The sequence below is a fragment of the Marmoricola sp. URHB0036 genome, from assembly GCF_000426045.1.
Classification (GTDB): domain Bacteria; phylum Actinomycetota; class Actinomycetes; order Propionibacteriales; family Nocardioidaceae; genus Marmoricola.
On record NZ_AUEP01000004.1, the window covers coordinates 47,875 to 70,692 of the forward strand.

The 22,818-nt window shown below is 70.8% G+C and carries 24 protein-coding genes; 12 read left to right on the forward strand and 12 right to left on the reverse strand.

The annotated features are described in order from the left end of the window. Positions 1-82 precede the first annotated feature (82 nt). Positions 83-1,288 (forward strand): GAF domain-containing sensor histidine kinase, encoded by a 1,206-nt coding sequence (locus H976_RS28445; RefSeq protein WP_155917928.1) that lies wholly within the window; start codon positions 83-85, stop codon positions 1,286-1,288. On the opposite strand, the gene H976_RS0102855 is transcribed toward H976_RS28445, so the two are convergent. From H976_RS0102855 to H976_RS0102865, 3 genes are read right to left on the reverse strand one after another with little or no spacing between them, the layout of a single operon-like run. Then, positions 1,285-3,270, reverse strand: a complete 1,986-nt coding sequence (locus H976_RS0102855; protein WP_027860299.1) for a thioredoxin domain-containing protein — start codon at positions 3,268-3,270, stop codon at positions 1,285-1,287. The genes H976_RS28445 and H976_RS0102855 overlap by 4 nt on opposite strands. Before the next feature lie 41 nt (positions 3,271-3,311). Further along, positions 3,312-3,938, reverse strand: coding sequence for a TetR/AcrR family transcriptional regulator (locus H976_RS24245; RefSeq protein ID WP_051276100.1), 627 nt, complete (start codon positions 3,936-3,938; stop codon positions 3,312-3,314). Between the two features lie 27 nt (positions 3,939-3,965). Continuing rightward, positions 3,966-5,348, reverse strand: a complete 1,383-nt coding sequence (locus H976_RS0102865) for a threonine/serine exporter ThrE family protein (protein WP_231388775.1) — start codon at positions 5,346-5,348, stop codon at positions 3,966-3,968. A 101-nt stretch (positions 5,349-5,449) separates the two neighbouring features. On the opposite strand from H976_RS0102865, the gene H976_RS0102870 reads away from it, so the two are divergent. The 6 genes from H976_RS0102870 to H976_RS0102895 all read left to right on the forward strand — a co-directional run bounded on the left by H976_RS0102870 (position 5,450) and on the right by H976_RS0102895 (position 11,814). After that, the gene (locus H976_RS0102870) at positions 5,450-6,946 is read left to right on the forward strand and encodes an MFS transporter (protein ID WP_027860301.1); all 1,497 of its coding nucleotides are present in this window, start codon (positions 5,450-5,452) and stop codon (positions 6,944-6,946) included. Continuing rightward, positions 6,943-8,079: a Xaa-Pro peptidase family protein gene (locus H976_RS0102875; protein ID WP_027860302.1), complete on the forward strand. Its 1,137-nt coding sequence runs from the start codon at positions 6,943-6,945 to the stop codon at positions 8,077-8,079. Before H976_RS0102870 ends, H976_RS0102875 begins: the two co-directional genes overlap by 4 nt. An 88-nt stretch (positions 8,080-8,167) precedes the next feature. Next, positions 8,168-9,631 carry an APC family permease gene (locus tag H976_RS0102880; RefSeq protein WP_027860303.1) on the forward strand — a complete coding sequence of 488 codons (1,464 nt, stop codon included), beginning with the start codon at positions 8,168-8,170 and terminating at the stop codon, positions 9,629-9,631. Then, positions 9,628-10,074: a hypothetical protein gene (locus H976_RS0102885; protein ID WP_027860304.1), complete on the forward strand. Its 447-nt coding sequence runs from the start codon at positions 9,628-9,630 to the stop codon at positions 10,072-10,074. Before H976_RS0102880 ends, H976_RS0102885 begins: the two co-directional genes overlap by 4 nt. After that, positions 10,071-11,423: a dipeptidase gene (locus H976_RS0102890; protein WP_155917930.1), complete on the forward strand. Its 1,353-nt coding sequence runs from the start codon at positions 10,071-10,073 to the stop codon at positions 11,421-11,423. The genes H976_RS0102885 and H976_RS0102890 overlap by 4 nt, the downstream gene beginning before the upstream one ends. Before the next feature lie 7 nt (positions 11,424-11,430). After that, complete coding sequence (locus H976_RS0102895) at positions 11,431-11,814, forward strand: VOC family protein (protein ID WP_027860306.1); 384 nt, start codon at positions 11,431-11,433, stop codon at positions 11,812-11,814. Here the strand turns inward: H976_RS0102895 and H976_RS24250 are convergent. Both H976_RS24250 and H976_RS0102905 read right to left on the reverse strand, forming a co-directional pair. Beyond that, the gene (locus tag H976_RS24250) at positions 11,786-12,457 is read right to left on the reverse strand and encodes a hypothetical protein (RefSeq protein ID WP_036224446.1); all 672 of its coding nucleotides are present in this window, start codon (positions 12,455-12,457) and stop codon (positions 11,786-11,788) included. The genes H976_RS0102895 and H976_RS24250 overlap by 29 nt on opposite strands. Beyond that, positions 12,454-12,924 (reverse strand): MarR family winged helix-turn-helix transcriptional regulator, encoded by a 471-nt coding sequence (locus H976_RS0102905; protein ID WP_027860307.1) that lies wholly within the window; start codon positions 12,922-12,924, stop codon positions 12,454-12,456. The genes H976_RS24250 and H976_RS0102905 overlap by 4 nt, the downstream gene beginning before the upstream one ends. 88 nt (positions 12,925-13,012) lie before the next feature. Here H976_RS0102905 and H976_RS0102910 point away from each other — a divergent pair, with 88 nt between their 5' ends. Both H976_RS0102910 and H976_RS30545 read left to right on the forward strand, forming a co-directional pair. Continuing rightward, the gene (locus tag H976_RS0102910; protein WP_027860308.1) at positions 13,013-13,588 is read left to right on the forward strand and encodes an NADPH-dependent F420 reductase; all 576 of its coding nucleotides are present in this window, start codon (positions 13,013-13,015) and stop codon (positions 13,586-13,588) included. 280 nt (positions 13,589-13,868) lie between these two features. Beyond that, positions 13,869-13,994 (forward strand): YciI family protein, encoded by a 126-nt coding sequence (locus H976_RS30545; RefSeq protein WP_231388776.1) that lies wholly within the window; start codon positions 13,869-13,871, stop codon positions 13,992-13,994. Between the two features lie 18 nt (positions 13,995-14,012). Here the strand turns inward: H976_RS30545 and ribA are convergent, their stop codons facing one another. From ribA to H976_RS0102945, 6 genes are read right to left on the reverse strand one after another with little or no spacing between them, the layout of a single operon-like run. After that, a complete protein-coding gene (gene ribA, locus H976_RS0102920; RefSeq protein ID WP_027860309.1) occupies positions 14,013-14,654 on the reverse strand; it encodes a GTP cyclohydrolase II in 642 nt (213 codons plus the stop codon). Further along, entirely contained in the window at positions 14,651-15,361 is a 711-nt protein-coding gene (locus tag H976_RS0102925; protein ID WP_027860310.1) for a dihydrofolate reductase family protein, read from the reverse strand. Before H976_RS0102925 ends, ribA begins: the two co-directional genes overlap by 4 nt. After that, a complete protein-coding gene (locus H976_RS0102930; RefSeq protein WP_027860311.1) occupies positions 15,354-16,271 on the reverse strand; it encodes a lysylphosphatidylglycerol synthase transmembrane domain-containing protein in 918 nt (305 codons plus the stop codon). Before H976_RS0102930 ends, H976_RS0102925 begins: the two co-directional genes overlap by 8 nt. After that, the gene (locus tag H976_RS0102935) at positions 16,268-17,296 is read right to left on the reverse strand and encodes a glycosyltransferase family 4 protein (protein ID WP_027860312.1); all 1,029 of its coding nucleotides are present in this window, start codon (positions 17,294-17,296) and stop codon (positions 16,268-16,270) included. Before H976_RS0102935 ends, H976_RS0102930 begins: the two co-directional genes overlap by 4 nt. Then, positions 17,293-17,691, reverse strand: a complete 399-nt coding sequence (locus tag H976_RS0102940) for a 6-carboxytetrahydropterin synthase (RefSeq protein ID WP_027860313.1) — start codon at positions 17,689-17,691, stop codon at positions 17,293-17,295. The genes H976_RS0102935 and H976_RS0102940 overlap by 4 nt, the downstream gene beginning before the upstream one ends. Before the next feature lies 1 nt (position 17,692). After that, on the reverse strand, positions 17,693-18,676 hold the full coding sequence (locus tag H976_RS0102945; protein ID WP_027860314.1) for a zinc-binding alcohol dehydrogenase: 984 nt from the start codon (positions 18,674-18,676) through the stop codon (positions 17,693-17,695). Between the two features lie 117 nt (positions 18,677-18,793). Here H976_RS0102945 and H976_RS24255 point away from each other — a divergent pair, with 117 nt between their 5' ends. Genes H976_RS24255 through H976_RS0102960 form a run of 3 tightly spaced genes read left to right on the forward strand, consistent with a single transcriptional unit; the run spans position 18,794 to position 22,235 of the window. Then, on the forward strand, positions 18,794-20,965 hold the full coding sequence (locus H976_RS24255; protein WP_231388777.1) for a CDP-alcohol phosphatidyltransferase family protein: 2,172 nt from the start codon (positions 18,794-18,796) through the stop codon (positions 20,963-20,965). Positions 20,966-21,018: 53 nt separating this feature from the next. Continuing rightward, positions 21,019-21,531, forward strand: a complete 513-nt coding sequence (locus H976_RS0102955; protein WP_027860315.1) for a sigma-70 family RNA polymerase sigma factor — start codon at positions 21,019-21,021, stop codon at positions 21,529-21,531. Continuing rightward, positions 21,528-22,235, forward strand: a complete 708-nt coding sequence (locus H976_RS0102960; RefSeq protein WP_027860316.1) for an anti-sigma factor — start codon at positions 21,528-21,530, stop codon at positions 22,233-22,235. Before H976_RS0102955 ends, H976_RS0102960 begins: the two co-directional genes overlap by 4 nt. A 6-nt stretch (positions 22,236-22,241) precedes the next feature. Here the strand turns inward: H976_RS0102960 and H976_RS0102965 are convergent, their stop codons facing one another. Beyond that, the gene (locus tag H976_RS0102965) at positions 22,242-22,811 is read right to left on the reverse strand and encodes a hypothetical protein (RefSeq protein ID WP_027860317.1); all 570 of its coding nucleotides are present in this window, start codon (positions 22,809-22,811) and stop codon (positions 22,242-22,244) included. Between the last annotated feature and the right edge of the window lie 7 nt (positions 22,812-22,818).

The window sequence follows — 22,818 nt, forward strand, 5'->3', positions numbered from 1 at the left end:
GAAGTAGTTCGGCCCCTCAGACCCACGTTTGTGGGTCGACAGTGCCGCCCTGACCCCGCGGATCCTTCGGGTGGGGGCCGGGATGGAAGTCGAAGACGGTCTCGCCGTCGTGCTGAGCGAGTTCGCACGCACGCTCGTGACCGACTTCCCGATCAAGGGGATCCTGGACCACCTGGTTCGGCGCATCGTCGACATCCTCCCGGTCGACGCCGCTGGAGTCTCGTTGATCACCCCGACCACGCACCCGCGCCTGATCGCGGGATCCGACGAGTCGGCCATCCGATACGAGCACCTGCAGACGTCGCTGGGCGAAGGGCCTTGCCTGGCGGCGTACGAGACCGATCGGCCCATCTCGATGCCGAACCTCGCGGACGACACCAGGTTCCCGGTGTTCGTCAGGTGTGCGCTGGCCGAGGGACTCGTGGCGGTGTTCACCTTTCCCTTGCGCAACGACGACCGGTGCCTGGGCGCGCTCGATCTGTACCGGAGGTCGGCGGGTGCTCTCGATGCCCCAGACATGGCGACGGCCCAGACCCTGGCCGACGTGGCCACGGCGTACCTGCTGAACGCGGAGGCGCGGATGGCGAAGAACGAGTTCGTCGCGACCGTCAGCCACGAGCTGAGGACTCCGATGACGAGCATTGCGGGCTACGTGGAGCTGCTGCAGGACGGCAAAGGAGGGCAGCTCAGCAGCGGACAGGCGGCGTTCGTGGATGCGATCGGCCGCAACAGCGATCGCCTGACGGCGCTGGCCAACGACCTGCTGACGGTCTCCGGGCTGGAGGATCCCGACAGCGAGCACGAGCGTGTCGACCTGGATCTCGCCGACGTCATCGACGCGGCGCGTTTCGTCCTCCAACCCCTGATCGCGGAGAGCCGGAGGACGGTCACCTTCGAGACTCCCGCCGACCCGGTGATCGTGCACGGGAACCCGGCCGACCTCGAGGCGATGGTGGTGAACCTGATGACGAACGCGTTGAAGTTCACCCAGAACGACGGATGGGTCTCCTGCGAGCTCCTGCAGGTCGCAGGAACCGCGCGCATCGAGGTTCGCGACAACGGATTGGGCATCCCCCGCGAGGAGCAGCGAGACCTGTTCACGCGCTTCTTCCGCTCCAGCACGGCGCAGGAGCACGCGATCCAGGGGACCGGACTGGGACTGACCATCGTCGACTCGATCGTGCAGCACCACGGCGGCGACATCTCCGTCGTGTCCGACCATCTGGAAGGCTCGACGTTCACCGTGAGCCTCCCCCTCGCCCAGGGGTCCTGGGCGAGCGACCGCTAACCCTCGAGCTGCGCCACCAGGTCCTCCACCGACGTGACCGGACGCTGGCAGACCAGATTTCGGCAGACGTACGCCGCAGCCCGGCCGTCGACCAGGTCGCGATCGGCCATCAACGGGATGCTGCTGGCCCCCGGCTCGGCAGCGACGACCACGGAACCCAGGGGCGCGTGGCGCCGTGCCGCTCGCTCGAGGACGTCACGCTCCTGCCCCGCTGGTCCGACGACGGCCACCTCGACCGGTCCGTCGAGCGCGGTCCGGGCGGCGGCGAGCGACCAGCCGGCGAACCGCGGTGAGGACTCGGCGATGCGCCTGGAGATCAGGAGCGCGCGCTCGGCGGCGTCGCGGTGCCGTCCCGACCCGGTGAGGGCGGCGTGGGAGAGCAACGCGTGCAGCATCGCCGAGTGGCCGCTCGGGCTGGCGTTGTCGCTGGGGTCGCGCGGACGCACCAGCAGGCTCTGCGCGTCGTCGGCGGTGTCGTGGAAGCCGCCGTCATCGGCAGCGAAGTGGTCGATCGCGACCTCGAGCAGCTGACCGGCCCGCTCCAGCCAGACGCCGTCCCCGGTGGCGCAGGCGAGTGCCGTGAACCCGGTGGCGACGCAGCCGTAGTCCTCGAGCACGCCGGCGTGCGAGCCGGCCCTCCCGTCGCGGGAGACGCGCAGCAACCGCCCCTCTGACAGGTGTACGTCGCTCAGGAACTCGCCGCACCGCACCGCCGCGTCGACCAGGTCCGGGGCGTCGAGCAGGGTGCCGGCATCCACCAGGCCGCTGATCGCGAGCCCGTTCCAGGCCGCCACCACCTTGTCGTCGCGGGCCGGGCGTTCCCGCTTCGCGCGTGCCTCGAGCAGCCGAGTCCGTACCGACTCCCAGCGTTCCGGGTCGTCCGGCTGGGCCTGGAGCTGCAGCGTCGAGGTGCCCTTCTCGAAGGTCCCCTTGCCGGTGACCGTGAGCAGGGTGGCTGCCCAGGTGCCGTCGTCGGGGCCCAGCACCTCGACGAGCTGGGCAGGAGTCCAGACGTAGAAGGTGCCCTCCTCGCCCTCGGAGTCGGCATCGAGGGCCGAGGCGAAGGCGCCCTCCGCAGTGCCCAGCTCGGCCAGCATGAAGTCGGCCACCCCACGGGCGACGTGCGCCGCCTGCACGTCGTCGTGCTGGGATGCCCAGCGCGCGTACACCGAGAGCAGCTGCGCGTTGTCGTAGAGCATCTTCTCGAAGTGCGGCACCACCCAGGCCCGGTCGACGCCGTACCTCGCGAAGCCGCCGGCGAGCTGGTCGTGGATCCCGCCGGCCGCCATCGCGGCCAGTGTCCTGCCGGCCATCTGGGTCGCGGTGTCGCCGCCGTGCCGCAGCAGGAAGTCGAGCAGCATCGACGGTGGGAACTTCGGCGCCCCTCCGAAGCCTCCCCAGTCGGCGTCGAAGTCGCGGGCCAGCTTGGTCACCGCCTCGTCGAGGGCGCCGGCGTCGAAGGCGGCCCCGCCGGAGAGCTCGACCGCTCGGCCGAGCGCGTCGCGGATCCGGTCGGACGCCGCCGCGACCTCATCGGATCGGTTGACCCAGGCATCGTTGATGGCCTCCAGCAGCTGGCGGAAGCTGGGCTGGCCGTGCCGGGGCTGGTCCGGGAAGTAGGTGCCGGCGAAGAAGGGGCTGCCCTCGTGGTCGAGGACGCAGGTCATCGGCCAGCCACCCTGACCGGTCATCGCGACCGTCGCCTGCATGTAGACCGCGTCGACGTCCGGCCGCTCCTCGCGGTCGACCTTGATGCTCACGTAGTGCTCGTTCAGGTACGCCGCCGTGTCCTCGTCCTCGAAGGACTCGTGCGCCATCACGTGGCACCAGTGGCAGGCGGCGTACCCGACACTGAGCAGGATCGGCACGTTGCGCCGTCGAGCCACCTCGAACGCCTCGTCGCCCCACTCCCACCAGTCCACGGGGTTGTCCTGGTGCTGGAGCAGGTACGGCGACGTGGCCTCGGCCAGGCGGTTCGGCATGCCTCCACTGTGCCCGCTTCTCATCCGAAGCATGAGCCGGGTCAGTCGTCCCCGTGTCCGAGCCTGTGCAGCTCCGAACGGGACGGACCGGTCTCGGTGAGCGTCGGGTGCGTGCGCAGCCCGGCCAGCGCCAGGTCGAGGTGGCGGTGGGCCAGCACGTTGTCGGCCTTGGCGTCCATCACGGGCAACGGCCGGGACAACCGCACCAGCAGGGTGCCCAGGTCTCCGAAGGTGATCTCGGGCGGCAGGCTGCCGTCGTCGTGGGCGGCGTCCACCAGCCGCTGGAGCGCAGACGCCGAGGCCGTCCGGGCCCGCTCCAGGTCGGGGTCGTCGAGCCGGTCGAGGGCCAGCGGGATCACCGCCGACACCCGGACGTCCAGCATCTCGCGGAGGTACGCCGCGACGCCCTCGAGCCCGTCCTCGCCCGACCCGAGAGCACGCTCGGCCGACGCCAGCGACTGCGCCAGGGCGTCGAGCAGCACCGCCTTGACCAGTGCCTCCCGGTCGCCGAACCGCCGGTAGAGGGTGCCGATGCCGACGCCGGCGCGCCTGGCCACCTCCTCGAGCGGGCAGTCCAGACCACGCTCGATGAAGAGCTCGCGGGCAGCATCCAGCACCTGCTGCTGATTGCGGCGGGCATCGGCTCTCAGTGCCTTCTGCCTGGTCACGCCGTCAGCCTAGGGCTCCTGACGCGCTCAGAGACCCCGCCAGGTCGACGTCGCCCGCCCCACGCGTTCGGAGAGACCGGTGCCGACGAGCACACCGGCCGCGATGGCCACGATGGAGAGCAGGGCGTTGATGAAGTCACCGAGCCCGGCAACGGCATCTGCACCCACGATCTGGGTCACCCCTTCGAGGCCGAGCGCACCCGGCACCAGCATCCAGAAGGCCGGCAGGAAGGTGACGGGTACCGGAGGTCCACTGCGACGCTGCTGGACGGCGTAGGTCAGTGGTGGCACCACGGCACCTGCCACGAAGCTGGCACCGAGCGCGCTGAGCACCAGGCCACTACCGGCCTGCACGGCGTAGGTCACGTAGAGCACCAGCAGCAACCACCGGAAGGTGCCGGGCGGGGCGGAGGAGGCCAGCACGTGGCCCAGCCCGAAGACGAGCACCCCCAGCCACGGAGCCCACGGCCCGAGGGCGGCGCCGTGCTCCCCCACCGGCGCGCGGTTGGCAATGTCGACCCCCATCGCGATGCCGAAGGTCAGCAGGAGCAGTCGTTGCAACCCGTAGACCAGGCGCGCGGAGCCGGACATGATCGAGCCGACCGACAGCTCGACGGTGGCCATGGTGAGGGCGGCGCCCGGCAACAGTGTGACCAGGGACGGGATCACGATGTCGAGCGGCCAGGCACCGAACAAGGGGCCGGCCACCACGAAGGCGACCCAGGTGACCGCGAAGGACGTGGCGACCGGGAAGACCAGGTCGAGCGGCCGGTAGCTGTCCGCCCACAGGCGCAGCACCCCTACGAGCAGGCCCAGCAGCAGGTAGACCGGCAGCGCCGTGCTCGTCGGGTTCAGCAGCAGGCCGAGACCGATGGTCAGCACCCCGTGTCCGAACACCCGCGCGGCGGCATTGAACCGGGGTGGCGCCACCTCGAGAGCCGCGAGCCGGGCCGCGGCCTCGGACACCGGGAGGTGCAGTCGGCGGATGTCGTCGATCAGTCGGTAGAGCGCGTCGATCTGGTCGAGCCGGAGCGGGTCGTAGCCTCCCGGCGCGAAGTCGACGCGAGCTGACTCCCCTGCCTCGATGCGCACGAAGACCCCCGTCGGCAGCACGAAGAACGACACCCCGCGGGCGGCGTACGCCGTGGCCACGTCCTCGAGGATGATCGTGACCCGGTCGACCGAGTCCCCGGCTCGGCACATGGCGACGCCGACCTGGCGGAGGAAGTCGAGCACCGCCTCGGGTGGTTCCTCCACGGCAGGCGGTGGTTCGGTGACGCGGGTCGGCTGCGGCAGCCGCTTGGCCGCGAGGTTCCCGACCTGGACCCAGAAGCGCTGGCGGCGGGACCTGATCCGCTGGCCGAGGGCACCGCGCCGCCCGGCCGAGCCCCCGGGTCCATGGCCAGCCACGTCCGTCAGGCTGCCGGGCGGTGGGTTCGGGGCACTCGCCCGGAATGGGTGAAGGCCCGCCGCAGCCGCTCGACCTAGCGTCTGAGCCGGAGAGGAGTCCCATGACCGACCTCGGACAACAGGCGCGCGCCACCGCAGGCGGTGTGCTCGCAGCGACCTGCATCTCCACCCTGGTGGTGAATGCGAACACCTCGGCCGTGAGCATCCTGCTGCCGGCGATCAGCGAGGACACCGGCATGTCGGTGAACACCCTCCAGTGGGCGGTGACGGGCTACTCGCTCGTCGGCGCGGCCGTGATCATCACCTCGGGCTCGCTGGGCGACGTGTTCGGCCGGAAGCGGATCTTCCAGCTCGGCCTGCTGCTGTTCGTGGGGTCGTGCATCCTGATCGCCCTCGCGCAGTCCGGCGGCATGGTGATCGCCGGTCGGCTCATCCAGGGTGCCTCCGGTGCCACCATCCTCGCCTGCGGGTTGAGCCTGCTCACCGTGGCCACCAGCGGCGACAGCCAGCTGCGCTCCGTCTCCCTGTGGGGTGCAGCCGCGGCCGTCGGTGCTGCCGCCGGCCCCCTCCTCGGCGGCTTGCTCGTGGACATCACCGGCTGGCAGGGCCTGTTCTGGATCGACGCCGGTGTCGCCGTCGGCTGCATGGTGCTGACGTACTTCACGGTCTCGGAGTCCCGCGATCCCGATCGGCCCCCGACCATCGACTATGCAGGCACGGTGCTGGTCGCGCTCACGCTGGTGCCGGTGATCCTCGGCGTGAGCAAGAGTGGCGACTGGGGCTGGTTCTCCGTCGCGACCCTGGGCTGCTTCGCCCTCACCATCGCCGCGGGGTTCGCCTTCGTGAAGGTGGAGCAGCGGGTGGCCCTCCCGCTCCTCGACCTGAAGCTGCTGCGCAACCGGATCCTGGTCGGATCGACGCTCGCCATCCTGATCGGCGCCGGCACCATCAACGGGCTGATGTACCTGCTCAGCCTGTACTTCCAGGACCCGGCGTCGCTCGGGTTCAGCCCGCTCGAAGCCGGTCTCGCCACCCTGCCGGCCACGGTCGGCCTGGTCGTGGTCGCGCCGCTCGTTCCCCGGTTCGCCAAGAAGCTCGGCGGCCGCCAGACCATCGGCGCCGGGTTCCTGATCAGCACGGCGGGCTTCGCCGCGATCGGCTTCACCCACGCGTCCTGGCAGTACGCCGCGTTCCTGCTCCCCATCATCGCCATCGCGGTCGGCATGGGGCTGTCGAACGGACCGTCCTCGTCGGCGGCCACGTCCTGCGTCGACGAGAAGCAGGTCGGCGAGGCCTCCGGTGTCTCGAACATGGCGCGCTACGTCGGCGCGGCCGTCGCGACCGCACTGGCCGCCACGGTCTATGGCACGGTGATCGCCAACCAGCAGCAGGACGGCAAGTCCGCCTCGGCCGCGCTGGCGGCGGGCCTGTCGGCCGCCTCCTGGGTGATGACCGTGATCAGCGCTCTCGGGATCCTCCTCGCGATCGTCGCCATCCGCCGGCACCGTGCCGCGGAGGGCACACTGCAGGATGCCGCTGCCTCCGCAGCCGCGCACCTGCACACCCTGCCCACCACCGCGACCGAGAGGACACCATGACCGTCAGCGACCGCCCGACCGCGGTGCCCTTCACGACCGATGACTACGCCGCGCGGATGTCGCGGGTCGTCGCCGACGCCGGCGCCGCCGGACTCGACGGTGTGCTGGTCACGCCGGGGCCAGACCTGGTGTGGCTGACCGGCTACCAGCCGACCGCCATCACCGAACGACTGACGATGCTCTTCCTCACCGCCGAGCGAGAGCCCACGCTGCTCGTCCCCACGCTGGAGCGTCCGGACGCCGAGGCCGCTGAGGGCACACCAGCGACCACGTTGGTCGACTGGACCGACGGCGCCGACCCGTACGCCGCCGCCAGCCCGATGCTCCGACCCGAAGGCACCTACGCGATCTCCGACAACGCCTGGGCGATGCACCTCCTGGGGCTGCAGAGCGCCCTACCGGGTTCGGGCTACGGCTCGATGACCCAACGGATGCCGATGTTGCGCGCGGTCAAGGACGACAACGAGCTGGCCCGGATGACCGCTGCCGGGGCCGCCGCCGACGCGGCGTACGGCGAGATCGTCAGGGTGCGCTTCGCCGGGAGACGCGAGACCGACGTGGCCGCTGACCTCGCCGGCCTGCTGAAGCAGTTCGGCCACGAGCAGGTCGACTTCACCGTGGTCGGTTCCGGACCCAACGGCGCCAACCCGCACCACGAGGCCGGTGACCGGGTGATCGAGGTAGGCGACTGCATCGTCCTCGACTTCGGCGGGCTGATGTTCGGCTACGGGTCGGACACCAGCCGCACGGTGTGCGTCGGTGAACCCACCGCACAGATCCGCGAGGTCCACGAAGTCGTGCGCCAGGCCCAGGAGGCCGGCGTCCAGGCCGTGCGACCCGGAGTGGTGTGCCAGGACATCGACCGGGCCGCCCGTCAGGTCATCACCGATGCGGGCTACGGCGAACAGTTCATCCACCGGACCGGCCACGGCATCGGCGTCACCACCCACGAGCCGCCGTACATGATCGAGGGCGAGGAGCAGCCGCTCGTTCCGGGCATGTGCTTCTCGGTCGAGCCCGGGGTCTACCTCGCCGGCAATTTCGGCGTCCGCATCGAGGACATCGTCGCCGTCACCGACGAGGGCGGACGGCGCCTGAACAACACCTCCCGGGAGCTGCACATCGTCGGGTGAGAGTTCACCCGGTTGGGGTGACCCTGCCCCGTCACGGGCGGCGTGAACATGTGTTCCGACTGTTCGGTACACCACCCAGGAGGCACAGATGAGTGCGATGGACATGCCCGCCGAGCAGCCGATCGCCGCCTCCCGGGCCAAGGCGAAGGCGCCGACCACCGCGTGGATCTCGTGGGTCGCGCTGGCCATGATGACGACCAGCTCGGTGGCCAGCCTGCGCGCCGCACCGACCATGGCGGTCTACGGCCTCGCCTGCGTGTTCCTCTACCTCGTCCCCGCTGTGGTGTTCCTGTTGCCGACCTCGTTGGTCTCGGCCGAGCTCGCGTCCGGCTACGAGGGCGGCATCTACAAGTGGGTCTCCCAGGGCATCTCCAAGCCGATGGGGTTCCTGGCGGTGTGGTGCCAGTTCGCGATGACGATCTTCTACTACCCCAGCCTGCTCGGGTTCGTCGCGAGCACGCTGGCCTACGTGATCAACCCGGCGCTGGCCACGAGCGGGGTGTGGACGGCCATCGTCATCGTGGTCGTCTACTGGACCGGGGTCTGGGTCTCCTCGAGAGGTACGTCGGGCGTGGCGGGCCTCGCGAGCATGGGCCTGATCATCGGCACGCTCATCCCGGGCGTGGTCCTGATCTTCCTCGCTGCGCTCTTCCTCGGGCAGGGCAACCCGTCCGCGGCACCGATGGACTCCTCTCACCTGTTGCCGGCCTGGGCCGGCCTCTCCAGCCTCGTGCTGATCGTCAACAACTTCCTGTCCTACTCGGGCATGGAGATGAACGCGGTGCACGTGAGCTCGCTGAAGAACCCGGGCAAGGAGTTCCCCAAGGCGATGTTCCTCGCGATGGGCCTGGTGCTGGCGATCTTCATCCTGCCGGCCCTGGCGATCAGCTGGGTGGTGCCGGCCGACCAGCTGTCCCTGACCGCGGGTGTGATGCAGGCCTTTGACGCCGTGTTCGCCGAGTTCAACACCCAGTGGCTGACCCCGATCTTCGGCATCATGCTCGTGGCCGCTTCTCTCGGCGGGATGCTCACCTGGCTGGCCGGTCCGTCGAAGGGGCTGCTGCTGATCTCCCGCGAGGAGGGCTACCTCCCGCCGTACCTCCAGGCGCTGAACAAGCACGGCGTGCAGCAGAACATCCTGGTCACCCAGGGCGCGCTCACCACGGTCATCGCCCTCGGCTACGCCCTCATCCCCGACGTGTCGAGCGCCTACTGGATCTTCTCGGTGATCACCACGCAGGTGTACCTGATCATGTACCTGCTGATGTTCGTCGCCGCCGTACGGCTCAGGCGCAACGACCCCGACCATCCCCGCGGCTACCGGGCACCCATGCTCGTCGGCCTGTGCGGCGTCGGCCTGGCGTCCTCGCTGGCCGCCCTGCTGATCGGCTTCATCCCACCCTCCCAGTTCGGCGGCGGCAGCGGGTGGAGCTACTTCCTGATCGTCGGCGGCGGAGCCCTCGGCCTGGGCCTGCTGGTGCCGTTCCTGTTCTACCGGCTGCGCAAGCCCTCGTGGAAGCAGCCGATTCCGGCGGAGGGAGAGGCGTCATGAGCGAGTACGCACCCGAGCCCGAGCACCACAACCGTTGGGTCTACTGGGGGGCCTGGATCATCCTGGGCGTCTTCATCGTGATCGGGCTGTTCACCTTCAGCTCGGCCAACAAGAGCAGCAAGGCCAACGACAAGGCCGACCAGCTGATCACCGCGCTCAAGGACGCCGGCGCCCAGCACGTGCCGTCGAAGGACCAGCTGGTGCGGGTGCTCGGCTCCGACGGTGGCGCCATCTGTGAGAACCCCGGGGACGCCCTGGCCCAGGCCACGCTCTACTCGATGCTCAGCACCGGCTCCAGCGGGCCGGGGATGCGGCCGATCGTCGCCGACAAGCGCGCCGTCCTCGGCGAGCTGGCCGTCATCCAGGTCTACTGCCCCGAGGCACTCGACGACTTCAAGAGCTACGTCAGCGACCTCAAGTACGCCGACACGGTGGAACAGTGAGCAGCGATCTCGGGCAGCAGATCAGCGCCTTGATGCCGCGCGTCCGTTCCGAGCTGGCCGAGCTGGTCTCGATCAGGTCGGTGGCCGATGCGCGGCAGTTCCCGCCCGAGGAATGTGCCCGCGCGGCCAACTGGGTGGTCGACGCCTTCCGTGAGGAGGGCTTCACCGACATCGGCCTGCACGAGACCGCGGACGGCAGCAACGCCGTGGTGGGCAGCCGGCCCGGGCCCGGAGCCTCCGCGCCGACCGTGCTGCTCTACGCCCACTACGACGTGCAGCCGCCACTCGACGACGACGCCTGGCGGACCCCGCCCTTCGAGCTGACCGAGGTCGACGGCCGGTGGTTCGGCCGTGGCGCAGCGGACTGCAAGGGCAACATCCTGATGCACCTGACCGCGCTGCGTGCACTGGGCTCGGAGGTGCCGGTGAACCTCAAGCTGGTCGTCGAGGGCTCCGAGGAGCAGGGCACCGGTGGGCTCGAGGACTTCGTGCCCAAGAACGCCGAGCTGCTCCGCGCCGACGCGATCCTGGTCTGCGACACCGGCAACGCGGCAGTCGGTGTGCCCGCAGTGACGGTCAGCCTGCGCGGGATGGTCAACGTCGTGGTGCACGTCGAGGCGCTGCCCGGTGAGCTGCACTCCGGCATGTTCGGCGGTCCTGCCCCCGACGCGTTGGCCGCCCTGGTCTCCATCCTGGCCAGCCTTCGGGACGCACAGGGCGAGACCACGGTCGAGGGCCTCCAGCACGACCAGACCTGGGCCGGAGCGCCGTACGACCCGGATGCGTTCAGGAGCGACGCGAGCATGGGCAGCGGGGAGTCCCTGCTGGGCGCCGGCACCGTCTCGGACATGCTCTGGGCGCGCCCCGCTCTCACGATCCTGGGCATCGACTGCCCGCCCGTGGTCGGCTCCACCGCGGCCATCGTGCCGCGGGCCAGTGCCCGGCTGAACCTCCGGATCCCGCCGGGCACCGACCCCGACCAGGCCGAGGCCGCGCTGACGGCCCACCTGCGTGCGGCCGCACCCTGGGGCGTCACGGTCACGACGGAGATCGAGGCGACCGGCAGTCCGTTCCGCGCAGAGACCGACGGCCCGGCGTACGACGCCATGCGGAAGGCGATGAGCGAGGCCTACGGGCGCGACATGGTGCTTCTCGGACAGGGCGGATCCATCCCGTTGTGCAACGTCTTCCACGAGACCTATCCCGACGCCGAGCTGTTGCTGATGGGCGTCGAGGAACCGCTGGCGCTCATCCACGCGCCCAACGAGAGCGTGGATCCCGGCGAGATCGAGCGCGTCGCCACCGCCGAGGCGCGCTTCCTCCAGGAGTACGCCGCCGCGAGGGGATGATGGTGGGATGGCCGTCCAGTTGAACCACACGATCGTGCACGCCCACGACAAGCAGGAGACCGCCCGCCATCTCGTGGAGATCCTCGGCCTCCCGGAGCCACGACCCTACGGACCGTTCCTCGAGGTCAAGGTGGCCAACGAGGTGTCCCTCGACGTCGCCGACAGCGAGGGAAAGCCGCGCTCGCAGCACTACGCGTTCCTGGTCTCCGAGGAGGAGTTCGACGCAATCCACGGGCGCATCGAGGAGCGCGGCCTGCCGTACTGGGCCGACCCCTTCCACCGGCTACCCGGCGAGATCAACCACGAGGACGGCGGTCGCGGGCTCTACTGGGACGACCCCAACGGCCACGTCCTCGAGATCCTCACGGTGCCGTACGGCGGCTGGAGCTGACCGGACCTGCGACGACCGTGATGGTGCCCGGCGGGACCTCGGTGAAGCCGCCGTCGGTGACCACCACGGGCGCGTGCTCCACCAACCCGGCCCAGTCGGACTCGGCACCCACCACGACGTCGAGCGGAGCGCCGTCGGCCACCCACCTGTCGGCGCCGTCGGCCGGCAGCCACTCCCACACCAGCTGGGCGGCGTGACCGACCTGGGCCGCCGCCTTGCCGGTCGTCAGGGTGAGGTGGGGGTTCAGCCACAACCGAACGCCGGCGCCCTCCGGCTCGTTCTCGTCCGCGTCCTCCAGGGTGAGGCCGCCGACCTGCAGCCGTGAGATCTCCGGGTCGACCTCGTCGACCGGTCCGGGCACGTGCACCGCGACGTCGACGCCGTGGAACCGGTGCACAGCCACGCCCGCGACGGCCAGCTGTCGGGTCCACCCGGCGCCACGGGCACGCCGGACGACCTTGCGGATGGGGCCGGAACGCCACCGCTCGGTGCGCTCGCGCACCTCGGGATCGGCGTCGGGTGCGACGAAGCCGGCCAGCGAGACGGCGACGGCCGAACCCGCCGCGCGCAGCACTGCGGTGTGCGCGGGCGACGGGTCCTTCTCGACCCGCACGACGATCTGCATCGCCCACGGGACGCTCATCGTGGCGACATCGTGCCGTCGGGGTCGATGCGTTCGAGGATGGCGCCCGCGATCGCCGCGAGCTGCTCGACCTGCTTCGGGGTGAGGGCGTCGATCACGTTGCGGCGGACGGTGGCGACGTGACCGGGCGCCGTCTCGACGACCTTGGCCCAGCCCGCCTCGGTCAGCCGGGCGTTGGTGGCCCGGCCGTCCTCGGGACAGGGGAAGCGCTCGACCAGGCCACGCTCCTCCAGCCGTCGTACGACGTGGGAGAGGCGGGGCAGCGTGGCGTTGGTGCGTACGGCGAGGGCGGTCATCCGCAGGGTCCGCTCGGGAGCCTCGGAGAGCATGGCGAGCAGGAAGTACTCGAAGTGGGTGAGGTCGGCCTCGCGGCGCAGCTGCGTGTCGAGTACGCCGGGCAGCAGCTCCACCATCGCGATCAGGCGCACCCAGGCGGCCTGCTGCTCGTCGTCCAGCCAGTCGGTCATGGCACCACTCTAACGGATTACTTGACGCTACAACTTAATCGTCGTACGGTCTTAGTTGTAGGAACAACTAACTGACCAGGAGCAGACCATGGCACACATCAGCATCATCGGCACCGGCAACATGGGGCAGGCCATCGCGGCCATCGCCGGCAAGGGCGCCCACACCGTCGAGCAGCTCAACACCTCCGACGCCGACAAGCAGGTCACCGGCGACATCGTCGTCCTGGCCGTCCCCTACCCCGCCGTCGAGGGCGTGCTCGCGCAGCGCGGCGAGAGCCTCGCCGGCAAGATCGTCGTGGACATCACCAACCCCCTGAACTTCGAGACGTTCGACTCGCTCGTCGTCCCCGCCGACAGCTCGGCCACTGCCGTGATCGCCGCGGCCCTGCCGGACTCCCGCGTGGTCAAGGCGTTCAACACCAACTTCGCCTCGACCCTCGCGTCGGGTGCCGTCGGCGCGCTGACCACCACCGTGCTGATCGCCGGTGACGACGCCGACGCCAAGGCTCAGGTCGCCGAGATCGTCACGGCCGGGCGCCTCGAGGCCATCGACACCGGCTCCCTCAGCCGTGCCCGCGAGCTCGAAGCCATCGGCTTCCTGCAGATCAAGCTCGCAGCCGCCGAGAAGGTCTCCTGGACCGGAGGCTTCGGCATCGTTGCCTGAATTGTCTTGGCCCCGATCGTGATCTCCATCGTGGTCGTCCTCGTCGTGGTGTTCGGCACCGCGGCCTGGATGGACCGGAAGCGTCGCCATCTCGCCGTACCCGGCTGGAGGACAAGGAGAAGGGCGGCCGGTGGGGCGCCGGCATGTGAGCCCGACCTGCGATCCGGGTTGACGGAACGTTCCGTCACCACCGCGTTTGTCGGAACGTTCCGTCAACGCGCAGGCCAGGTGGCGACGCCGTCTCGTTGCGTCGACGGGGGCACTGGGCGACGCTCACGCCGTGGAGTTCTTCTGCTACCACCGCGATCGCGCAGGATCGACGCCGCTGCGAGAGCGGATGGTGGAGGAGCACTGGTCGTACATGGACCGGTTCGCCGACACCATGATCGCCCGCGGACCGACCTGAGCATCCGATCCCGTCGAGCTACAGCACCCCGTCGAGCGAGTGCGCGCCGTACCTCGCCTTGGCCGCGAGGTAGCGGCCGTTGGCCGGTGACAGGTGCACCATCGTCGGGACCTGCTCGGTGACGGTGATGCCCAGCCCGTCGAGCTGGGCGGCCTTGTCCGGGTTGTTGCTGAGCAGCTCGATGCGCGGCTCCCCCAACGCCCGCAGCATCTGGGCCGCGGGGGTGTAGTCGCGCGCGTCGGCCGCGCAGCCGAGGGCGAGGTTGGCCTGGTAGGTGTCGAGTCCGTCGTCCTGGAGCAGGTAGGCGTCGAGCTTGCGGTAGAGGCCGATGCCGCGCCCTTCCTGGCGGAGGTAGAGCAGGTAGCCGCCGCTGTCGGTGATCCGCTCGACCGACTCGCGCAGCTGCGGTCCGCAGTCGCAGCGCTGGCTGCCGAAGACGTCGCCGGTCAGGCACTCGCTGTGCAGCCGGACCAGGGGCGGGTCGTCGGCGCGGGAGGCCACCGGGCGCACCCGGTCGCCGAGCCCGAGCGCGAGGTGCTCCCGGCCGTCGACGAGGTCGTGGAAGGTGAAGACACGGGCATCGGCGGCGTACCCGTCGGCGAACTCCAACGGGATGACGAGCTGGGTGCGGATCGTGGCCGTCGGTGGTCGGGTGCTCATGCGCTCTCCTCGGTCAGGTCCAGGCAGAAACGGGACGAGAGCGCATAGCGGAGGAGCACGACGTCCCCGATCGGACGCACCTCCGCGAGCCTCGCCCGGCGGCCGGGGTGGAAGGGGAAGCGGCCGTCGCCCACGAACCGGCTGGCTCGCGAGTCGCCCACGAAGAACGGCGCCACCACCAGCTGCAGCTCGTCGGCCAGGTCGGCGGTGAGGAACTGGGTGTGCACTGTGCCGCCGCCCTCGACCATCAGCCGGCGTACGCCGCGTGTCCGCAGGTCCTCGCTCATCCGGCGTACGTCGACCGGGCGACCGCCGTCGACCACCGTGGCGGCGGCGCCGAGCCGTCGCCTGGTCGACAGCACGGCGTCGCTGGCGCAGTAGACGAGCTTCTCGGAGTCGCCGGTGGCGAAGAAGTCGGCGCACGGGTCGAGGTCGCCCTGCCGGGTGAGCGTGACCTTGACCGGTGAGCGACGCAGACCGCGGGCGGCACGCTGCTCGACGCGCGCCGGGTGGCGGACGAGCAGCCGCGGGTTGTCGTGGCGGATGGTCGCCGCACCGACCATGATCGCGTCGCACCCGGCGCGGATCTCGTCGACCCGGTCGAGATCGGCCTCGTTGGAGAGGATCAACCGCTCGCCGGTGCCGCGGTCGAGGTACCCGTCGATCGAGATGCCGCAGCTGAGCAAGGTGTAGGGACGTTCAGGCATGGGCGGGCCTCCGCATCCCCACCAGCAGCACGACGGCGCCGGGCAGGCTGGCCACGAACACCATCACGCCGTAGACGACGGCCGTGGCGACTCCTTCCGAAGCACCGAGCCCGGCTGCGGCGAAGGCCCAGGCCGCCACGCCCTCGCGCGGACCCCAGCCGGCCACGTTGGCCGGGATGCCCATCGCGACGAGCACGAGCAGCGCGAGCGGCACCAGCTGGAGCGTCGAGCTGGTCGACCCGACGGTGCGGGCCGCGACCAGGAAGGTGAGGACGTGGCCGAACACGGCGAGCGATGACGCGACCAGGATGACCGGCCACGCACGCCGGGCGAGGAGCCCGGTGCGCAGGTCGGACGCGGCGGTGCGCACCATCCGGGTCCACCGCGCGGCGCCGTGGTGCATCAGGGCACGACAGCCGAGCACGACCACCACCAGCCCGCCCACGACCAGGGCCCCCACCACCGGCACCGACGACCTGACCGGCGAGGGCAGCGCGAGCAGCACCAGAACGGTGAGCACGAGCTGGACCAGCTGTCCGGACACGCGGTCCCAGACGACGGCCCGCGCACCGCGGGGGAGGTCCCCGGCCTCGCGACCGTGACGGACGGCCCGGTGCACGTCACCGAGGACTCCCCCGGGAAGGGTGCTGTTCAGGAACTGCGAGCGGTAGTAGGACGCCACGGCCTGGCGCATCGGCAGCCCGACCCCCAGCCCCTGGACGACCACGCTCCACCGCCAGGCGCAGCAAACCGTCGTACCCATCGCGATCACGGTCGCGATGAGCAGGGCGCGTCCGTCGACGGTGCGCACGCCGTCGAGGAACGGTCCGGTGCCGAGGCGCCAGAGGAGTACGCCGATGACGGCCGCCCCGCCGACGTTGCGCACCCAGGCCCACGTCCGCCGGCTCATCGGGACACCTCGTCGAGCACGGTGGCGACCCTGGCCGCGGTGAGCGGCCAGCCGGTCAGCGTCGTACGACGGGAGCGCGCGGCCAGCCGCAGGTCGTTGCGCAGCCGTTCGTCCTCGAGCCAGCGCCGCAGTGCACCCGCCATCGCGGGCACGTCCCCGGCCGGGACCAGCAGCCCGGCAGCCGACGAGCCGAGCGCCTCCGGGAGCCCGCCGACCTCGGTTGCGATCACCGGCACCCCGCGCGCCAGCGACTCGGTGACCACCATTCCCCAGCTCTCGGCCCGGCTCGCGAGGACGAGCGCATCGGCCTGCGCGCAGACCTTGGCGAGCTCCTCGCGCGACACCGCGCCGGCCCACGTCACGCGATCGTCGATGCCGTGGGCGACGGCGGCACGTTGCGCGCTCGCGGCCACCCGACGATCCTTGGACAGCGAACCCACGCAGGTGAGCTGCCAGGACAGGTCGGCCACCTCGGCCAGGGCCGCGAGCAGCACGTCATGGCCCTTGTCGCGAGTGACAGCGGCGACACAGACGAGTCGGGTGCCGGCTTCGCTCCCAGTCGTCAGGTCGGCGGGGTCCACGCCGGGCGGGGCAGCGTGGACCGACCACGGCCGCAGGCCGTAGTGCCGCAGCACCCATCGCCGGCTCCACCCGCTGGGGGTCACGACGGCGGTCGTCGCCGCGAGCACCTGGCGCTCCCGGGCGCGGAGGTCGGGGTCGCGCTCGCCGAACGGCATGTGCAGGAGTACGACGAGCCGGAGCCGGCTCGACTCCCGCAGCATCGCGTGCGGCGCCGCCACCGCGACCAGCCCGTCAACCAGGGCGACCGCCCCGCCGGGCACGTCGGCGAGGACACCGGCCAGCGAGTCTCCGGGTTCTCCGGGGACCGTCAGCTCCCGCACCGTCCACCCCGACCGGCTCAGCTCCTCGCACAGGCGGCGGTCGTAGACGTTGCCGCCGCTCGGGGTGGTCGGGTCGTCGATGTCGTCGGGGACGACGACGTGGACCTCTCGCCGGGTGCTCACGGCTCCCGCTCGTAGCTGGCCCACGCGACGTGGGACTCGTGCAGGGTGACGGCCACCGCGGTGATCCCGCGGGCCCCCTCGCCGAGGCCGCCTGCGCCGATCCGGTCGCAGAGACGGTCGGCCACGACGCGGGCGAGCACCTCGGTGGTGGTGTTGGTGCCGGCCAGCGAGGGCTCGTCGTCGAGGTTGCGGTAGGTGAGCTCCCCCAGCACCTCCGCCAGTTGCTCGTTGGCGCGGCCGATGTCGACGACGATGCCGTCGTCGTCGAGGTCCGGGCGGCGGAAGGTGGCGTCCACCACGAAGGTGGCACCGTGCAGCCGCTGGGCCGGTCCGAACACGTCACCCCGGAAGCTGTGCGCCACCATCATGTGGTCGCGAACGGTCACGGAGAACACGTCAGGCACCTCCGTCGTAGGTGATCGTGTGGCACAGGGCGGCGAGCTTGCCCGCGGCGAGCTGCGGCATCACGTCGGGCAGCTCCTCGAACCGGGAGGTGCCCGAGAGCAGCACGTCGTACGCCGGGTCGCGGAGCAGCTCGAGGGCCAGGGCCATCCGCTGGTCCGTGGTACGCCGGCCGCGGCGAGCTGTCGCCACCGTGCCGACCTGGCTGGAGCGGATCGACAGCCGGTCGGAGTGGAAGCGGCCGCCGAGGGAGAGGGTCACCTCGGTGTCGCCGTACCAGCTCAGCTCGACGACGGTGCCCTCGGCGACCAGCAGGTCGAGCGCGCGCTGCAGCCCGGCCGACGTGCCGCTGGTGTGCACGACGAGGTCCTGCCCGGCAGGTGCGTCCTCCGGGAGGGCGAACGCGACGCCGAGAGCGGCCGCGACCCCGGCCCGGGAGGAGTCGACGTCGACCAGCGTGACGCGGGTGCCCGGGATCCCGGCGAGCAGTCGCGCGACGGCACAGCCGACCATCCCGGCCCCGACGACCGCGACCCGGTCGCCGAGCAGCGGACCGGCGTCCCACAGGGCGTTGACGGCGGTCTCGACGGTGCCGGCCAACACGGCGCGCTCGGGCGGCACGTCGTCGGGGACCACGTGCACGGCGGATGCCGGAACCACGTAGTGCGTCTGGTGGGGGTGCAGGCAGAAGACCGTGCGACCACGGAGCTCGGGGGGACCTTCCTCGACCACGCCCACGCTGAGGTAGCCGTACTTCACCGGACCGGGGAACTCGCCCTCCTGGAACGGCGCCCGCATCGTGTCGCGCTGGCTGTCGGGGACACGACCGTCGAAGACCAGCGCCTCGGTGCCGCGGCTGATGCCCGAGACCAGCGTGCGGACCAGCACCTCGCCGGGGGCAGGGTCCTGCACGACCACGGGGCGGAGCTCACCCACGCCGGGCTCGCGCACCCAGAAGGCCTGTGCCTCGACCGACATCCGTCTCCACCCATCTCGGCTGACCTTGAACCAGTGCACCGGTTTCGCCGTACCAACTCCTGTACCCACGTGAACGGAGAAGCAGTGTCCGCGGTTCAAAGCGATCTGACGAACAGGGTGTTCGCGCGCCTCGGACCGGCCAACGTGGTCACGTTCGTCCGCGGTGTCCTGTCTGTCCTCGTCGCCGCGATGGTCGTCGAGTCGTTCTTCCACCCGACGCAGGTCACGCTGCTCGTGCTGATCAGCTCGATCGCGCTGTTCCTCGACTGGGTGGACGGCCAGGTGGCCCGTCGTACGCACACCGAGTCGGCGTTCGGGGCGCGCTTCGACATGGAGGTGGACGCCTTCCTGATCCTCGTGCTCAGCGTGTACGTCGCCCACTCGGCCGGCGCGTGGGTGCTGACGATCGGGCTGGCGCGCTACCTCCTGCTGGCCGCCGAGCAGGTGCTGCCGTGGCTGGGACGACCGACACCGCCGCGCTACTGGGGCAAGGTCGTCGCCGCCCTCCAGGGCATCGTGCTCACCGTCGCCGCGTCCGGCGTGCTGCCCGGCCCGGTCACCGGTCTGCTGCTCGTGATCTCGCTGGCACTGCTCGCGGAGTCCTTCGGCCGACAGGTGTGGTGGCTCTGGCGCAGCCGTCACGGCGAGGTCGTGGCCGCGCGGTTCACCGCACCCCTGACGTTCGGAGCCGTGCTGCTGCTCTGGGTCGGCCTCACCCTCCCCGACCGGGTCGGCGACCTCGGCCCGGTGGCCTTCGTGCGGTTGCCGCTCGAGGTGCTGGTGCTCGTCGTGCTCGCCGCGCTGCTGCCGACGCGGCTGCGCAACCTCACCGCGGTGGCGGTGGGCGTGGTGATGGCGCTGGTGGTGATCGCGAAGACCCTCGACATGGGCTTCTACTTCGCGTTGAACCGCTCCTTCGACCCCGTGATCGACTGGACCTACGTCGGATCGCTGTACGGCCTGCTCCGCGACTCGCTGAGCACCGTCGCATCGATCGCCCTCCTCACAGTGGCGGCCGTGCTGTTCGTCGCCCTCCTCGTGCTGACCCCGCTCGCCCTGCGGCGGCTGGGATCGATCGTGGCCCGGCACCGCCGGGTGTCGCTGCGCGGTGCTGCCGCCCTGGCGGTCGTCTGGGTCGTCACCGCCGTGACCGGGGTGGGCTTCGCCCTGCCTTCCCTGCACCACGCGACGTACGACGGGGTCGCGCCCTTCGCCTCGGCCGGCGCAGCGTCCTACGCCTTCGACGAGGTGGCGCGGATCCCGGCCGAGCTGAGCGACCAGCGCGAGTTCGCCCGCTCGGCCGCGCAGGACCCGCTGCGCAACGCGCCGGCCGGGCAGCTGCTGACCAGGCTGCGCGGCAAGGACGTGATCTTCGCCTTCGTCGAGAGCTACGGCCGCTCGGCGGTGCAGGGCTCGTCGTTCGCGCCGGGCATCGACCGGCTGCTCGACCGGAGCACGCAGGAGCTGGCCGCGGACGGCTTCGGCTCGCGCAGCGCCTTCCTCACCTCCCCCACCTTCGGCGCCATCAGTTGGCTGGCGCACTCCACCTTCCAGTCCGGACTGTGGGTGAACAGCCAGCAGCGCTACGACGTGCTGATGACCAGCCAGCGGCTCACCCTGAGCAAGCTGTTCGAGCGGGCGGGCTGGCGCACCGTGAGTGACGTCCCGGCCAACACCCACGACTGGCCGCAGGGAGCCTTCTACGGCTACGACACGTTCTACGACTCCCGCAACGTCGGCTACCGGGGACCGCGCTTCGGGTACCCGACCATGCCCGACCAGTACACCCTCGACGCCTTCCACCGGCTCGAGCTCGCCCCCCAGCACCGGCGACCGGTGATGGCCGAGATCGACCTCGTCTCCAGCCATGCGCCGTGGTCGCGTACGCCGCACCTGGTCGACCAGACGAAGGTCGGTGACGGCTCGGTGTTCGACGGGATGCCCGAGCAGTCGCCGTCGAAGAAGGTCGTCTGGCGCTCGCCCGCGAGTGTCCGGGCGGCGTACGGCCAGTCGATCCAGTACTCGCTGAGCTCGCTGGTCTCCTTCGTGCAGCACTACGGCAACGACAACACCGTGCTGGTCCTGCTCGGCGACCACCAGCCCGCCAACATCGTCTCGGGACAGGACGCCGACCACGACGTGCCGATCACGGTGGTGGCCCGGGACCGCTCCGTCCTCGGGCAGTTCGCCGACTGGGGCTGGCAGCCCGGCATGCGACCGTCACCCGACGCACCGGTCGCGCGGATGGACACCTTCCGCGACCGCTTCCTGACGGCGTTCAGCCAGTGAGCGGCACACTGAACCTCGAGAGGCCCTTCTCCGTATCACCGGTAGGAGGACGAATGGCCGACGACGAGGTCGCGTTGATGCAGCAGCTGCACGACGAGCACGCAGGCGCGCTGTGGGGCTACTGCCTGCGCCTGACCGGCCACGATCGCGCCCGGGCCGAGGACGTCGTGCAGGAGACGCTGCTCCGGGCCTGGCGCAAGCGCGACATGCTCGACAACCCGCCGCCCGCCATACGCGGCTGGCTGTTCACCGTGGCCCGCAACATCGTCATCGACGAGTGGCGCACCAAGCGTGCGCGCAGCGAGGTGACCGTCGCCGATGTCCCCGAGCTCCCCACCCAGGACGACCGCACCGACCAGCTGCTGCTCTCCTGGGTCGTCGCCGAGGCGATCACCCGGCTCTCGGAGGAGCACCGCGCCGTGCTCCTCGAGTGCTACTACCGCGGCCGCCCGGTCGCCGAGGCCGCCGAGATCCTCGGCATTCCCGAGGGCACCGTGAAGTCTCGCACCCACTACGCGCTGCGCGCCCTGCGGCTGGCCCTGGAAGAGATGGGGGTCGGAGCATGAACTGTGAGTTCGCCGAGCTCGACGGCGCCTACGTCCTCGGATCACTCTCGCCGAGCGAGCGCCAGGCCTACGAGAAGCACCTCGCCACCTGCGAGTCGTGCTCCCGGTCGGTGCGCGAGCTGGCCGGCCTGCCCGGGCTGCTCGCCCGGGTCGACCCGGTCATCCTCGAGCCGGCACCGGCGATGGAGCCGGTCCCCGCCACCTTGCTGCCCTCGCTCGTGCGGGAGGTGGGACGGACGCGCCGTCGTCGCCTGCTCGCGACAGTGGGCGTGGGCCTCGCTGCTGCGGTCGCGGTCGGCACGACCCTGGTCGCCAGCCTCGGTGCCGACGAGCCACCGGTCGCGTCGCCCCCCACGCCCGGCCCCTCGAGCGCGGTCCAACCGGCCAGCCTGTCGATGATCCCGGTCGGTGGCGCACCCGTCACGGGCAGCCTCGCCTTCACCCCGGTCGGGTGGGGCACCAAGATCGACCTCACCTGCAGCTACCGACCCGACTGGGACGCCTACGAGAACCTCCCGAAGACGACCACCTATGCCCTGTTCGTGGTGACCCGCGACGGGAGCATGCAGCAGGTCGGCACCTGGCAGGCCATCGGCGGGAAGACCATGCACTTCAGCGCCGGCACGGCTGCGCGCCGCAACGACATCTCGGCCGTCGAGGTGCGCACCAAGACCGGACGTCCGGTGCTGCGGCTCCAGTCCTGAGGGTGGCTACATCACGAGGAAGCGCTCGTGCGTCTTGTGGCCCTCGGAGTCGGTGGTGGTGACCCTGCGCGACCCGAAGTCGAGCGACATGTCCATCACGGTGTCGCCCACCCGTGCCTCCTCGGTTCGCCAGACCTGAGGCTGGCCGACGAGGAACAGGGTGCTGCCCCAGCTCGCGAACTGCTTGCCGATGACGACGTCGAGGTCGAAGTTCAGCATGTCGACGTCCTCGAAGAACTTCCCGGGGATCACGTCCGGGTCGATCCGCACGGCATAGCGGCCGTTGGCATCGGTCTTGACCGGATGGGTGTCCCAGGTGGGGACAACCTGCCCGTTCTTGACGTCCTCCGTGGACACCAGCTCGACGGAGACGCGAGCTCCGCGGACTCGGTGACCTCCTCGGCGGATGGTGCCGGTCAGAAAGAGGTCGTGGGTCTTCGGCCCCGCGGTCACCACCGGTCGCGACGGCGCAGCCGACGACGCAGCGCCCCCGGCGGACGCGCAGCCCGCTGCCAGGCACAGCACCGCACTGATGAGCGCCACGGTCCTCGCCGTGCGCAGGTGTCCCCCGAGCATGCGCACG